This window comes from Hyphomicrobium sp. 2TAF46 (assembly GCF_052114865.1).
Lineage (GTDB): Bacteria > Pseudomonadota > Alphaproteobacteria > Rhizobiales > Hyphomicrobiaceae > Hyphomicrobium_B.
Genome location: NZ_JBFRFO010000001.1, coordinates 325,253 through 338,383 on the forward strand (window position 1 = coordinate 325,253; position 13,131 = coordinate 338,383).

At 57.9% G+C, this 13,131-nt stretch carries 13 protein-coding genes and 1 pseudogene; 6 read left to right on the forward strand and 8 right to left on the reverse strand.

The features are described from left to right. Positions 1 to 140: 140 nt before the first annotated feature. Together AB4Z24_RS01485 and AB4Z24_RS01490 are read right to left on the reverse strand one after the other, a co-directional pair. Positions 141 to 1,736, reverse strand: coding sequence for an SWIM zinc finger family protein (locus AB4Z24_RS01485; protein WP_441705351.1), 1,596 nt, complete (start codon positions 1,734 to 1,736; stop codon positions 141 to 143). Beyond that, positions 1,733 to 3,607, reverse strand: coding sequence for a hypothetical protein (locus tag AB4Z24_RS01490; RefSeq protein ID WP_441705352.1), 1,875 nt, complete (start codon positions 3,605 to 3,607; stop codon positions 1,733 to 1,735). Before AB4Z24_RS01490 ends, AB4Z24_RS01485 begins: the two co-directional genes overlap by 4 nt. Before the next feature lie 222 nt (positions 3,608 to 3,829). Here AB4Z24_RS01490 and AB4Z24_RS01495 point away from each other — a divergent pair, with 222 nt between their 5' ends. Further along, positions 3,830 to 4,147, forward strand: a complete 318-nt coding sequence (locus AB4Z24_RS01495; RefSeq protein WP_441705354.1) for a GYD domain-containing protein — start codon at positions 3,830 to 3,832, stop codon at positions 4,145 to 4,147. Positions 4,148 to 4,643: 496 nt separating this feature from the next. Here the strand turns inward: AB4Z24_RS01495 and AB4Z24_RS01500 are convergent, their stop codons facing one another. The 3 genes from AB4Z24_RS01500 to AB4Z24_RS01510 all read right to left on the reverse strand — a co-directional run bounded on the left by AB4Z24_RS01500 (position 4,644) and on the right by AB4Z24_RS01510 (position 7,083). Then, the gene (locus AB4Z24_RS01500) at positions 4,644 to 5,207 is read right to left on the reverse strand and encodes a hypothetical protein (protein WP_441705356.1); all 564 of its coding nucleotides are present in this window, start codon (positions 5,205 to 5,207) and stop codon (positions 4,644 to 4,646) included. A 124-nt stretch (positions 5,208 to 5,331) separates the two neighbouring features. Next, positions 5,332 to 6,819, reverse strand: coding sequence for an ammonium transporter (locus AB4Z24_RS01505; protein WP_441705358.1), 1,488 nt, complete (start codon positions 6,817 to 6,819; stop codon positions 5,332 to 5,334). 99 nt (positions 6,820 to 6,918) lie between these two features. Beyond that, the gene (locus AB4Z24_RS01510) at positions 6,919 to 7,083 is read right to left on the reverse strand and encodes a hypothetical protein (RefSeq protein WP_441705360.1); all 165 of its coding nucleotides are present in this window, start codon (positions 7,081 to 7,083) and stop codon (positions 6,919 to 6,921) included. 376 nt (positions 7,084 to 7,459) lie between these two features. Between AB4Z24_RS01510 and AB4Z24_RS01515 the strand changes: the two genes are divergently transcribed. Beyond that, complete coding sequence (locus tag AB4Z24_RS01515; RefSeq protein WP_441705362.1) at positions 7,460 to 7,780, forward strand: hypothetical protein; 321 nt, start codon at positions 7,460 to 7,462, stop codon at positions 7,778 to 7,780. A gap of 333 nt (positions 7,781 to 8,113) precedes the next feature. Continuing rightward, entirely contained in the window at positions 8,114 to 8,728 is a 615-nt protein-coding gene (locus AB4Z24_RS01520; protein WP_441705364.1) for a LabA-like NYN domain-containing protein, read from the forward strand. A gap of 23 nt (positions 8,729 to 8,751) precedes the next feature. Here the strand turns inward: AB4Z24_RS01520 and AB4Z24_RS01525 are convergent, their stop codons facing one another. After that, positions 8,752 to 9,693 (reverse strand): SphA family protein, encoded by a 942-nt coding sequence (locus tag AB4Z24_RS01525; RefSeq protein WP_441705366.1) that lies wholly within the window; start codon positions 9,691 to 9,693, stop codon positions 8,752 to 8,754. A gap of 28 nt (positions 9,694 to 9,721) precedes the next feature. Then, entirely contained in the window at positions 9,722 to 10,495 is a 774-nt protein-coding gene (locus tag AB4Z24_RS01530) for an autoinducer binding domain-containing protein (protein WP_441705368.1), read from the reverse strand. A 123-nt stretch (positions 10,496 to 10,618) separates the two neighbouring features. Here AB4Z24_RS01530 and AB4Z24_RS01535 point away from each other — a divergent pair. The 3 genes and pseudogenes from AB4Z24_RS01535 to AB4Z24_RS01545 all read left to right on the forward strand — a co-directional run. Next, positions 10,619 to 11,062, forward strand: a pseudogene (locus AB4Z24_RS01535) (acyl-homoserine-lactone synthase); the annotation flags it as partial. 169 nt (positions 11,063 to 11,231) lie between these two features. Continuing rightward, positions 11,232 to 12,551, forward strand: coding sequence for a cytochrome P450 (locus AB4Z24_RS01540; RefSeq protein WP_441705370.1), 1,320 nt, complete (start codon positions 11,232 to 11,234; stop codon positions 12,549 to 12,551). A 20-nt stretch (positions 12,552 to 12,571) separates the two neighbouring features. Next, on the forward strand, positions 12,572 to 12,763 hold the full coding sequence (locus AB4Z24_RS01545) for a hypothetical protein (protein ID WP_441705371.1): 192 nt from the start codon (positions 12,572 to 12,574) through the stop codon (positions 12,761 to 12,763). Here AB4Z24_RS01545 and AB4Z24_RS01550 read toward each other — a convergent pair. Further along, positions 12,760 to 13,008, reverse strand: coding sequence for a hypothetical protein (locus AB4Z24_RS01550; RefSeq protein ID WP_441705373.1), 249 nt, complete (start codon positions 13,006 to 13,008; stop codon positions 12,760 to 12,762). The genes AB4Z24_RS01545 and AB4Z24_RS01550 overlap by 4 nt on opposite strands. Between the last annotated feature and the right edge of the window lie 123 nt (positions 13,009 to 13,131).

The window sequence follows — 13,131 nt, forward strand, 5'->3', positions numbered from 1 at the left end:
TTTGGACCCGTGGCCTCCCCGCGTTTCGTACGTGGGGAACCGTGGCGATGTGATGGGATCAGGTAGCCACCACGGCGAAACACCGTGGCATGGAAAGCTGGATGATCCTATCAGGTCCGGGACTGCGTAAAGCGAGTTCATTAAGACGCCTCTTCACTCGCGCCGTCAACCTCCCAACGGGACGGTTGTCGGCGTTGAGCGATTGTAGATGCTGCATCTGCAGGCGCGCTCGACGGCTGATCGGCGCGCTGCGGTTCGCTGGCTTTGAAGAGCGCAAGCATGTGCTCGCATGGCCCTTGATTCATGAGATGCTCGGCGAAATGCGGGCATGTGCAGCGGCCGAAAATGATGCGGCCGGAGTCGTTGACAACGATCTCGACAGGGTTTTGATCAGCGACAGAACCGATGATGCGCCAGTCACGGTACGTGATCTCGCGTACGATCTTTTTCTTACTATCTTCCGCATTCGGATCCTTAAACGAACGCACCTTCTTCGTTTCTTCCGCTGTGCAATTGATGACGCGCACTTTATTCTCTGCGAGCAGCTGTGTTGCCAACTCCTGCCGCCGGTCAGGCGGGAAGTATCGGGCTTCATCCGCAGGCGTCTCGAAGTGCTCGCGATGACGGTATCGGCGGGTTTCGACGTCGAACATCGTGCGACCCTGCCGGCAAAGCCTTACGAGAACGCGCGATGCCGCGACTTTGTCGATGTTGAGCGCCGTGGCCACTTCGTCGATCGAGACATGCTGGCGTTCACGGAGAAGAGCGAGGGCCGGCTCCAAAAGGGTGTCGTTGCCCGCCGCAGCTTCGGCCAAAAGATCAAAACCGCCCGTGGTCGTGAAGCCGCTGCCGGACCATCCGGTCAGTCCGAGCAGGAACGTCATCCCCGGCAGCTTTACGGCGTAAAAGTTCGGGAGTGCCCGGCCTTTCAAATAAATGTCGACGCGTTCGGCAAATGGCAAAAGCCCTTCGATCAGCTTGAGACGCCGGCGTCCCCAAACGCGCGTGTTCTTGAATTCGGTGTAGTTGTGTTCGGCTCCTTCCAGCGGGACGACATGCTCCCATGGCTCCAGGACCAGCCGTGCATCCTGGCCTGGCTCGAACTCGTAACGGATGCCGCGGGGAGACACCTTCGCTTTCGACAAACGAAGAAAGCGCACAGCAGCCAAGAGATCGATTGGCTTCACCGAGAGGCGCGTGCCCGGCATGCCCATCGCCGCCTGAACCTGCAAGAAACCACGCACCCACGTCTCAGGCAGATCGACTTTCTTCTCGAAGCGGCCACCTGCGTTCGACGTGCGCACCTCAAAACCCTCAGGTCCAATGCGGAAGGTGGTCGAGCGGCTGGTGCGTAGCTCTCCGAGGGCACCCCAGAGCCAGGCCGTAAAATCGATGTTGGTCGTTCCCGTCACGATCTCGCCCATCGGCTCGAAGACCTCGGGATCGACGATCAACGCGGCGTAAACGGATTGGTCCTGACTGAATGCTTCGAAGAAAATGCGGTCGCGATGGACAGTGATGACCGGATCGAGCAAATCGGCCTGTCCCATCCATGTGTCGTCCGACCAGATCGCCTCACCGAGCGCCCGGAGCGCAATACGAAGAATAAAGCCGTGCTGGCGCACGATCCCATGGAAACGAACGGGCCGGCGAAGATTGGTTGAGAGTTCGACGGCAGCAGTGTCGCGCGTCGACTCAAGGACCGAAGGCGAGGCGTAATCGACAAGCACAATCATGCGGCAGCCTCAGCACGCCGATAGACCACCGGATGTTCAGCCGCCGTCGCCAATGCCGGTTGTGCGGCGACGACGGCCGCGATCAGCCCTATGAGCTCTGCCTTCGGATATTTTTTGTCGGGAAGTTTTAAAGCATCTCGCGCGCGGGATAGGACGCGGCGCGCGGTTGCCTCATCATGCTTCGCCGCGTTGGCGAGAGCTCCGAATGCCGCCATTCGCGTCTTTCGATGAAGCGGGCGCAGCAATGTTCCAAGCAAGATATCGATGTTGGCGGCGGCCAAAGCAGACGCGCGCGGATCGGAAAGGGCAAGAACGCGATAAGCCAACATCATCACATGAATGTTGGAACCCTCCACGAGATCCTGCACGGATTGCGGAACGGTCAGGAATTGGTCGAGCGAGCGTACGAACAAAAGTCGCGCCAGATCGTTATCGCGCAAAAGCCGCCCTTGATCGAAGGTTGCAAAGGCCGGAATGCGAGTGAGCACGTTCGATGCGCGACGGGAGAATTCTCCAGGGTCGCGATCGCGAATGTCTTGATAATAAGCGGCGAGTTCGGATGTAGTTTTTTCCGCCCCTTCTGCCTCTTTATTCTTTTTTCCCCAGCTCCACGAAATGCGCGTCGCGTACCGGCTGGCGAGCGTGTCGAGGAGATCGGTATCGTTGGCATCCTTCGCAGCGCGCACGAGCGCTGAGAAGCCGCGCCACCATGTCGGCGTTACGTTCGCTCTTAACGGTCCACGGATCAAATCCGGATAACGTGCGTAAACCAATGCGGCGAGATTGTCGTCCAACGTATGAATGCGAGCGAGGCCAAGGCCGGGCCAATTCCACTCCCGCGATACGCCCGCCAGGGCTGTGAGACGTTCACGGCGCTCGCTATCGTTAATAGTTGCGTCCTGAATGACTTTGCCGACGCACTCGTTGAATATTTTTTGATTGCTGATGGTCCGCGCGGAGGCACTCCAAAGATCCCACCAGCCATGGCTTTCCGCGAACTCGACGAAACGCGCGGCGTCTTTGTCTTTTCCCCACCCACCGATCGTTTCCTCGAGCTTGGCACGCACGTAGGGAATGACGTCGCGGCCCCGCCGTTCAAGGAGTTTTAGGACGGTAGCAGCGCGCTCGATACCGTAACCCTCGATATGTCTCTCTTCCAGCGCACTATTGAGTTGATCAGGCGCAGTCAAGGATTCGGCAAGCGCCATGACTTCCATTTGCCAGCGCTCAACCGGCATCAGTTTCCGATAAAGCGAGAAAAAGAACTTCTTGTCGTTGCGCGATTGAGCAAGTGCGCCAAGCTTGTCCCACATCGTGCGCTTTTCTTTATTCCAGTAAAACATCGGCAGATGTTTTAAGATAAAGGGCGCCGAGCTTTGATCGCGGCCGTAAAGTGCAAGCGCCGTCGGTTCATCGAGTTGAAACCAGTCGTCGAATTCGTCGAGAATGATTGTTCGAGCCGCCGGCGTTGGAGCCGTTTGATAAGCCTCGATGAGAGCCGCGTTCCAGCGAACGGTATCTAGCCCCCAACCTTTTGCAGCCGCGTATTTCCAGCGATTGAGACGACGGATCAAGCCGCCATCGCGGCTCTCTCTCGCTATTTTCAGCCAGCCTTCCAGTTCGGCGGTGTGATCGGACCACTGAACACGGGTCCAACGGGACTCTGCTGTGGTCCATTCGGAAAAATGATTGAGAATAAACGGACGGAAAATGGCTCTGTTTCGAGCATAAAGCTTTGGTCCCCAGAACCACGTCAATCCCGGGAACTGCGGATCGCGACATAGCCCTTCAAGGTTGTCGCGTAAGCGCTGATTGTTGGGTTGGCTTTCGAGCAGTTGCTCGACGCTTCTGCGCAGCTGGCTTTCATTCATCGGGCTGATCCACGCTGCTCGGGTCCGTCCGTCATTCCAATTCCAAATTTCGGATTTGACCTCTAGCAGAACCTATTGGGAATAATTGAGGCAAACTGACAGAACTTGATCCTCGAGCCCTGCAACGTAGCAACAGCGCCACTCGCGGTTATCCCATGTTTTCCAATCCAACCGAGTAGCTATAATCTCCCGTCTCAAGGAGCTTGAAGAGGAGGAGAAGCTATGCCGAAGTATCTCGTGCAGGGTTCTTACACCGATCAGGGTCTGAAGGGCCTGCTAAAGGAAGGCGGCTCGAAACGACGCGCTATGGTAGAACAACTCGCCAAGGAGATGGGCGGAAAACTCGAAGCATTTTATTTTGCTTTTGGCAGTGATGACTTCGTCATCATTCTCGATTTGCCGAGCAATCTTGACATGGCAGCCACTGCAATGGTCGCCCAGGCCAGCGGCACGGTGAAGTCTCGGGTCACGGTCCTCATGACTCCGGAGGATATGGACCAAGCGGTGCAAAGAAAAGTCAAATTCCGGCCGCCGGAGTAAGGGCCGGCGTTCGTCATGAAACGTCCGCTTCGGGTCAAAAGCAGTCGGTGGCTCACCACCGCCGGACGCAGACACCTCCATTCCAACGCCTGCACCTACGAACATCACGGCGAACGCGGCGAATAGCTCTTCTCGATACGCAGACACCATTGACGCGTGTCCTGCCCGGGCCGCATCCGAAGCGCACTTGCGTGATCACGCCGTCCGGCTGATGAATGGGCGCGAGCGGCATGGCGTGCGCAGATGTTGCGACGACCAAGGCAAAGGCAACACCGATCAATCTGATCATTTTCGTTCCTCCACGTCGTAGCTGTTTTCGAACGCTCACGACACGCCTCAACCACTGGCGCGGGCAAGAGGAACGAGCCTTTATGGTGATTGCCGAGCTTGCTGCACGACCGGGCTTTGAAGCGATTGATCTTGTGTTTGCTTACCGGCTGTTAAGTTTGCGGCATCGCGCGAAGGCGTGCCTCGCCACTTGCTTTCGGCAGCGGCCTCACCGGACGTTCGCGGCGCGGCCCCGATTGTAAAGCCACATCCGCGTTAGCGAACCCATGATCTCCTCGGGCGTATGGTCGAGGATATCGAGCGGCACGCGAACCTTCGATCCCGGCATGAGATAGAATGGCCGCCGCATGAAACGCCGGTAGAGCGGAACCGTCAGCGCCTCACGGCCGAGCGCTATCGCGAGCGGGTCCGAAAGCGAAATCTCGGCTTCCTTGTAGATATTTCCCCGGACGACGACCTCGATGACGTCGATAGCGGCGATTTCCCTCCACGCGAGGCGCCCAAGAGCCTCGATGAAAAGCCCATCGCAATTAGCCGCGAGTCGTGGCTTGCCGGTCTCAAGTAGCGGATAGCTGTAGTAGACGAGGCAAGCGAAGCACACGCTCGTTAGAAATAGGGTCACGCTCCCTTTGGCCAGCGACGCATAGAGAAACCCGGCGCCAAAGATCATGAGGATCCAAACAGGAAATTGGATCTCCTCTTGATCGTAAGCGACCGTATACCGGTCGTGGCGATCGTCACTCTCGGCAGTCATGGCGGCAGCTCGAAGCATGGCCCGCTTCTCGCACGCGAGTCGAAATTACGAGGCTTCTCTTGCCCCGCAGATAAACCGGTACACCGATTACATTCGGGAACCGGAATATCCGGCTCCCGAAGTGATTCCGCTGTTTCCCGGCCTAGTGAACAACCTCGCCGTGAAGCGTCAGATCGAGACCTTCGCGCTCGACATCCGGCGCAACGCGCAGGCCGATCGTCCAATCGATAAGCTTCAGTATGATGAACGTGACGATCACATCATAGACGAAGACGATTGAAATACCGGCCGCCTGGTTGATCACCTGATGCGGATTACCTTCGATCCAGCCCGGCGTTCCACCATACTCGCTGATTGCGAAGACGCCAGTGAGCAATGCGCCAACGATACCGCCGATGCCGTGCACGCCGAAAGCGTCGAGCGCATCGTCGTATCCGAACATGTGCTTGAGACCCGTCGTCCCCCAATAGCAGAAGACGCCTGCGCCAATTCCAATGGCCAGCGCACCAGCCGGTCCGACGAATCCCGAAGCGGGAGTGATCGCGACGAGCCCGGCAACGGCCCCTGAGCAAATACCGACCACCGTCGGTTTGCGCCGCAATATCCACTCGATCAGCATCCATGTAAGAGCCGCCATCGCCGTCGCCAGCTGCGTCACGAGCATCGCCATGCCGGCCTGGATGTTGGCTGTTACCGCCGAACCGGCATTGAATCCGAACCAGCCGACCCAAAGCAGCGACGCCCCGATGAACGTGAGAACGATGTTGTGGGCAGGCCCGCTGTCCTTCCGCGCTCCGAGCACGAGACACGCGACCAATCCCGCCGTGCCCGAGTTGATGTGCACGACAGTGCCGCCCGCAAAATCCAGAACTTTGAACCAGGCCTGATCGTTCGACGAATTCAGAATCCCGCCCGGTCCCCAGACCCAGTGCGCGATTGGCGCATAAACGATCGTTGCCCAGAGAGCGATGAACCAAAGCATCGACGAGAACTTCATGCGCTCCGCAAACGCTCCCGCGATCAAGGCGGGCGTGATGATGGCGAATGTCATTTGGAAGCAAACGTAGACCGTCTCGGGGATCGTCGGCGCAAGCGGGTTGGGATTGTTCGCACCGGTCGAAATATCGCTCAATATGCCCTGCAGAAATGCCCGGTCGAGCCCGCCGATGTAGGGCGTTCCCCCTCGGAACGCGAAGCTATAGTTGAAGGCGGCCCACAATACCGTCACCAGGCATGTGATCGCGAACGACGTCATCACCGTGTCGCCGACGTTTTTCCTTCGCACCATTCCGCCGTAAAACAACCCGAGGCCGGGGATCGTCATCATCAGCACGAGTGCAACCGACGTCAGCATCCATGCCGTGTCGCCGGAATTGACCGTGCACTTCTCCAACGTTTTTGCATCGCACGCGGGAAGTGGCGCCGGAGCGGCTGGAGCAGCGGCCGCAGGAGCCGCTGGCGTCGTCGTAGCCGGAGCAGGAGGCGCATTCTGCGCGAGCGAGAATGACGATGCGAATACGCTCGCGAGGCTCGCCACGAAAAGCGCAAGAGCGATGCCTCGAAATAGTTTAGCGATCGATGGAAACCTGAACTTGGCAAATCTAGCGAGCGGAATGTCGGGATGAAGCATCGCCTAAATCTCCTGTGATCGAATTCGAATGAGATCGCAATTGCCGGTAAGTATGCTTGTCGTGCGCGAATCATCCGCACACGTTCAGTGCGCAGGTCTTCACTTCCAGCGGTCGGCGAGGAGCGTCGAACGAAAAAATTTCAAATCGGAATTTTCGAGAAAGGCACGCCGGGAAACGCTTCCACGAGCCGCGCCGAGATCGATCGGCGCTGCGCTGATTTCCTGACGCTTGAACGGCTTCAGAACGGCTGAGATCGTTTTCATTGGCCCCCCGGGTTCAGGTGTCGTGGAGGCGACCGGGCCCTGCGCATGAGAAGGGCCCACCAAGAAATGAAACAAAAATCGTGCCAGCCTGATCAAAAACCAGTCAAGGCCTTGAAACTAGGCAGAATGCGCGTTTACCAGCGCGGCGACGAACAATAATGAGTACGGAGTATTTGGACTGAAATCTGTGCAACGGCGACCCGGACTGCACAGATGTTGACCATTCAACTCGCAGCGAGGAAATGGCCCGCTTTGGCAAAGGATAGCAATCATTCGTGACCGGCAAAGGCGGGCTGAGGCCGGCCGGCGGCCAAGCCGGCAGGAACCGAATGGCGCTCGTTTCGTTCCTTCATCGAAGTAATTTGGAGGAAATGACATGACCTACGAAGATCCTCGCACCGGTCGCGAGCGTAACCTCGGCCAAGACGACGTCGGAACCTCGACAGGATCGTGGATCGCGGGCCTCATCATCCTGGGGGCGATCGCCTTCGGGGCTTGGTATTACTACGACCACACCCGCAACGTCGCCGATTTGAATCACCCGACAACGAACACCGCGACGAACCCGGCAGCCCAACCCGACAATAGCTCCGCGACCGGCGCTTCGACCGGTACCAGTGGCACGACAAGCCCGAGCACCCAGCCTTCGCAGGACGCTACGGGCGCGAAGACCGCTCCGAACGCACCGAAACCGTAAGACCATCATCTAAATCAGAAAAAAGGGCTCGCCAATGCGGGCCCTTTTTTTGTCTGGAACGGGCGTGGGACCCGGGTTGGAAAAAATTCTAAGCCATCGCGAACAAAGTCCAGCAGATGGTTCGACTGCAAGTTCGCAACTGCAACAGCTCGACAGCTGCATAAAAAATTCCGCCGCGAGGCTCGGACGAACGCTGTTCTCGACAAGAACGCCGCAATCGCCACGCATAACTGCGAACATTGCAGAAGCACATCAAATTCCGCTGACGGATTCTACCATTTTGCCGTAGAGAATGATTTCTTAAAAAAAATTAGCCCGCGCCCAGGCCGAGAGATGAAGCTTTACCAGAACGAACGAACTCTGCTCCTGATTGACGGAGCGAATTTTCACGCCGCTGCAAAGTCGTTGGGATTTGACATCGACTACCGTCGGCTCCTCGACCTGTTTCGAAGCAAAGTCCGGCTCGTCAGAGCCCATTACTACACGGCGATCCCCGAGGAACCCGAATACTTCGCAATACGCCCGTTGGTCGATTGGCTCGATTACAACGGATATTCCGTCATTACGAAACCTATGAAGGAATTGACGGATGCCGCGGGCCGAAAGAAGTTCAAGGGAAACATGGACGTCGAATTGGCCGTTGACGCCATGCGGATGGCGAACCAGCTCGACCATATCGTCATCTTTTCCGGTGACGGCAATCTTCGAAGTCTCGTCGCCGCGCTTCAGGAATTGGGGAAACGCATCACTGTCGTTTCCACCCTTCGAACCGATTCGCCGATGATCTCCGACGAACTCCGCCGGCAAGCCGATCATTTCATCGATCTGGCGGACTTGGGAAATGAGATCGGCCGAGTCTATCCCGACGCCGCGGCGAAACAACCCGCAAAAAAGCGAACGGCCGCGCAGGCACGCGATCTGGCCGAGATCGACGACGGAGACAACTAGGCCGAATTCTCCATCCGCGCCTGCTAGAATTTGAGTGCGGCGGTCACGCTTAAAATATCGCCTTCAAAGCGATTGGTCGCATCGATCTCGTGCAACCATTTCCCGACGATCTTGCCTGGAATTCCGATGGAGGTCGTGTTCCAGAGCAGCGCCGGCCCGATGGCCGCCGATGAACTCTGGATGTCGGGCGCCCCCGCACCGCTGTCGTGCGTGAATTGCGAATAGAAGTACCCGTGCAATCCCACAGCAAAGCTCTGCGAGAAATATTTGTTGAGCATGCCATCGAGATGGAACTCATTGCCCGTCCTGTAATGAGTAGACGGATTTTCCGTGTTGAACATGATGCCGGGCACGAGCGAAATTTCGCAGCCCTGCTGCTGGTCGAGCCATGTCAGCGCGACGACGGAATCGAAGCTGAAGTAATTCCGGCTGGAATTGAGCGCGGCGCCATCGCGGTAGGCGCCTGTCGGCATGATGATCGATTGATAAGCGCTGGCGTAGAAGTTTCCAAACGCCCAATAGAGAACGAGCGGTGAGATACTGGTGTCGCCGCGGTTACTGACGCTCGCATCGAGGTCGAACGGAGGTGCCTTCGCTTCGGTGTTGGCGTCGAGGAACGTCGTGTAGGAGCCGAACGCGTAAGTCGCGCCCAGAAACTTGTAATCCGTGACGTACTGAAATCCGCTGAGATAGAGCATGGCGCTGGCGGACACCGTGTCCGGTACGGCGGGACCTTTCAACTTCGCCTGATAGCTGTAGGCGGTTCCGTAGACGTAGAGACCCTTCTCGGGCGCAACCGCCACCGCGAAGTCTCCATAGTAACCGGGAACGTAGTTGGTGAGCCCGCCCTCAGCTGAGCGAGCTTCGGGAATTGGGAACAGGGGGAAGACACAGACTGCCGCCGCAAGGGCGATGTTTCTACGCAATCGATACAAACGATAGAGGCATCTCCGGCTACCGAGCATTCCCGCTCCCCCCGCTACGATATCAACCTCAGTAATCGATCAATCCAAGATAGAGAGCACGAACGGCGGCATGTGTTTTGTTGGCAGCCCCGAGCTTCCGCATCGAATTCCGCAGATGGCTCTTGATCGTCTCTTCGCTCAGTCCAAGAATTTCGGCCGTCTCCAAAACGGTCTTGCCTCGTCCCGCCCACGCCAGCACGTCGCGCTCGCGGTCGCTCAGAGGCACGCTCGAGACCGTTTCGGGCGCGAGCACCCTGTTGGGATCGTCTCTGTGTTTTTCGGCAATCAGATCGACCGCCCGTTGAACCCAATAGACCAGCACCACATGCAGATCGATCTTCTTCCGCAGGATCATGAAGCGGAAGCGGCTGACCGTGTCCTTCCAATAGAAGGAACAGAGGCTCGAATTCATGCGGCCGAGACGATCACGATAGTGAAACGGAACCACGACACCATTCTTGAAGCCGTGGTCCTGCGCGGCCTCCATGATCTTGTATGCGCCCGGCTTCGGTCCGCTCGCCACGCTCGGCAGAGGCACCTCGTCCCACGAAAATGGCGTATTGGTCCGCCGCGCGAATTTCACGCAATGATCGACATGAACGAACTTGTTCGACTTGTAGTCATTCTCCCAGGCTTCGCCTGTTGTTCCCATATAAAACGGAACATCCTGATGCGGATTCCCGACATCGAGAAAATTAAACGACGCGAACCCGTAGTCCTCCGCAATCTTCTGCAAAGTATCTCTGAGTTCATCGAGGTCGCTTGAAGCTTCGACCGCGGTAATCGCCTCTTCCACGTTCATTTCGCAGACTCTCCCCCTTTCAGGGGATTTCCCAAGCAAGTCATCTCGCGAAAAAGTTCCCCATCGAAATTGCCGTACGCACCGAGCACCGATGAGGTCGAAACTTTGCGGACAGTAGTGGCCATGAGTTCCCAAAGACCGAGACTGGTTGCGAAACTTTGCGATGTCCAGAGCAATTCCGCACTCGTGACCGAATTTCAGGAATTCCGACGAAAGCTCTTCGTCGATACGTTGCAGTGGGACTTACCCGTATTCGGTAACCTTGAGATTGACCAATTCGACGGGGCCACCGCGACCTATTGCGCCATCTATGCCGACGCGAAACTCATCAGCGGATTCCGGGCAATACGCTGCGATCATGAATACCTTGCCCTTTCGGTATTTCCGCAACTTGCCACTGAGCGCCCGTATCCCAGAGCGCCGGATATGTGGGAAATCAGCCGGCTGGGCGTCCATCCGCCGGACCTGAATGTCGCTGGTGTGACCTATGCGGTAATGCTGCATCTCGCGCGCCAGCGCGGTGCCAAGGCTTTGGTGGCGCTGGTCGACCTCGGCCATGAGCGCTTGCTCCGGCAGATCGGCATCAAGACGCGCCGATACGGATCTCCCCAGTACATCGGAAACGACCGGAAGGGCCGAAGGCTCACCGCGGTCGCCGGCGAAATACCTATCCAGGAGCAGGGCGGCGAAGCCTACGAAGCTCTCATGGATCTCCTCCAAACAGTTGAGATCATCGATGAAACACTGGTTTTCAGACCTGAGGTCGTTCAATCGGGACCCGCTGAAGTTCTTCCTGACTCAGGCGGAATCGGCGATCGATCCACTGGTGAGGCTCCATCTTGGGCCAAAACCTATTTGGTTGGTAACCGATCCTGACCTCGTCAGACACCTGCTGAAGGCCGACGAAGTCCTGGTCGACAAGGGGCGGTTCGTAAGCAAGCTCCGTCCGGTCGTTGGCCAGAGCACGCTGACGCTCAACGGCGACGAAAACCGCAAGCGCCGCGCCGTGCTTCATTCCGTCTTCGCAAAAGGCGTCGCCCAGCGTTTCGTTCCGGAAATGTCGTCTGCCATACGCGAGACTGCGATTTACGCCTCGAGGCAATCGGAAGTCTCCGCTCACGACCTGACCGCACCCCTGGCGCTTCGCATGATCTGCATCGCCATGTTCGGCAAGGACGTGCTGTCCCGCGGCGACGAGCGAGCGATCGTCGAAGCTGTCCGGCTCGTCGAGGCCGATCTGGCGGACGACTTGTTCCGCGTCCTCCCGCTTCCGCCCTGGAAGGCCCGCGCGCGCTGGCGCAAACGGGAACTGGCGCGGCGTATGATCGACGCCGTCGTGGCGAGGGTCCGCGCCCGCGCCGCATCGTCGACTGCCGTCGGCGCCCTGATCAATCTCGGCCTGACCGACGTTGAGATCCGCGACGAGATTGTGACAATGCTGCTCGCCGGCCATCACACGACAGGTTCGGCCGCGGCTTGGATTCTCTATTACCTGGGCACGGTGCCCGGTCTTGCAGACGAACTCGCGGAGGAAGCCGAAGCCTCTTCGGATGACGCGGGCGAGTTGCGGCCCGACATTCTGCCGCGCGCATCGAAGAGCCTCGCCTTCGTCCGCGAAGTCTTGCGGCTCTACCCTTCGGCGCACTGGTTCTCGCGCGACGTCCGAACCGACATCACCGTCCGCAATATTCCGCTGAAGACCGGCGACTCGCTGATCTTCTGCCCATGGCAACTACATCGCGACGAGCATTACTGGAGCAACCCCGACAAGTTCGACCTCACGCGCAATTTCACAGGGAAAGCCTACCTCCCATTCGGAGCCGGGCCACGCGTTTGCATCGGTATGGGATTGGCGAACCTTGAGTTGCAGCTCCTCGCCTTGGAAATGGCGGCGGCATTTTCGATCTCGGTCAAAAGCGCCGTTCCCGCGCCAATGCCGACTCCCTCCGTCACGCTTGTTCCCCCGGATATCCGCCTGTCGCTCAAGGTTCGTGAGCCTTGGGAGAAAAGCATCGCGCTTCCCCAAGAGCCGATGCCGGTTCGCGCCGCATCCTGAAATTTCGAAAAGCCCTCTGCATGGACCGCCAATTTTTCATTCAGTACGATCAGCCGGACGAACTGGTCATCCACCTATGCCGCGTCATCGACGCCATCCGCGACGCAATGGACACATCGCAACGTCGCGGACAAAGCAATGTCACGAAGGAACTCGGCACGCGGCTTCAGCAGTTCGCCGATCTCATCGACCGCCTGCCGCCGGACGACTAATCGACGGTATTGGCGATGACGCCGAGAATGTCCGTCATTCGAACCTTCAGCGCCTTCCCGATTTCATAAAGCTCGCACGACTTGAAGCGGGCCTCGCCCAACTCGCGGCTTGCGTATTCGCCGATGTCCAGTCCGGAAACGCGGGCCATATCTTCGGCCGAAATGCCCGAAGCATGGCGAAAAAGCCGTATACGCTGGCCGATGAGTATATCTACTCTGCGATGACCTCTAAACGAACGAGGCATTGGCGCTTCGCCCCCTGCTCATGAACGGCTTCCCCCCGGGCCGAAGGATTTCTCCTGAGACGGATAAACCGGATTCGGATAATACCGCGAATGCCTTAACCTGCAAGGGAAGCATAACGCGCG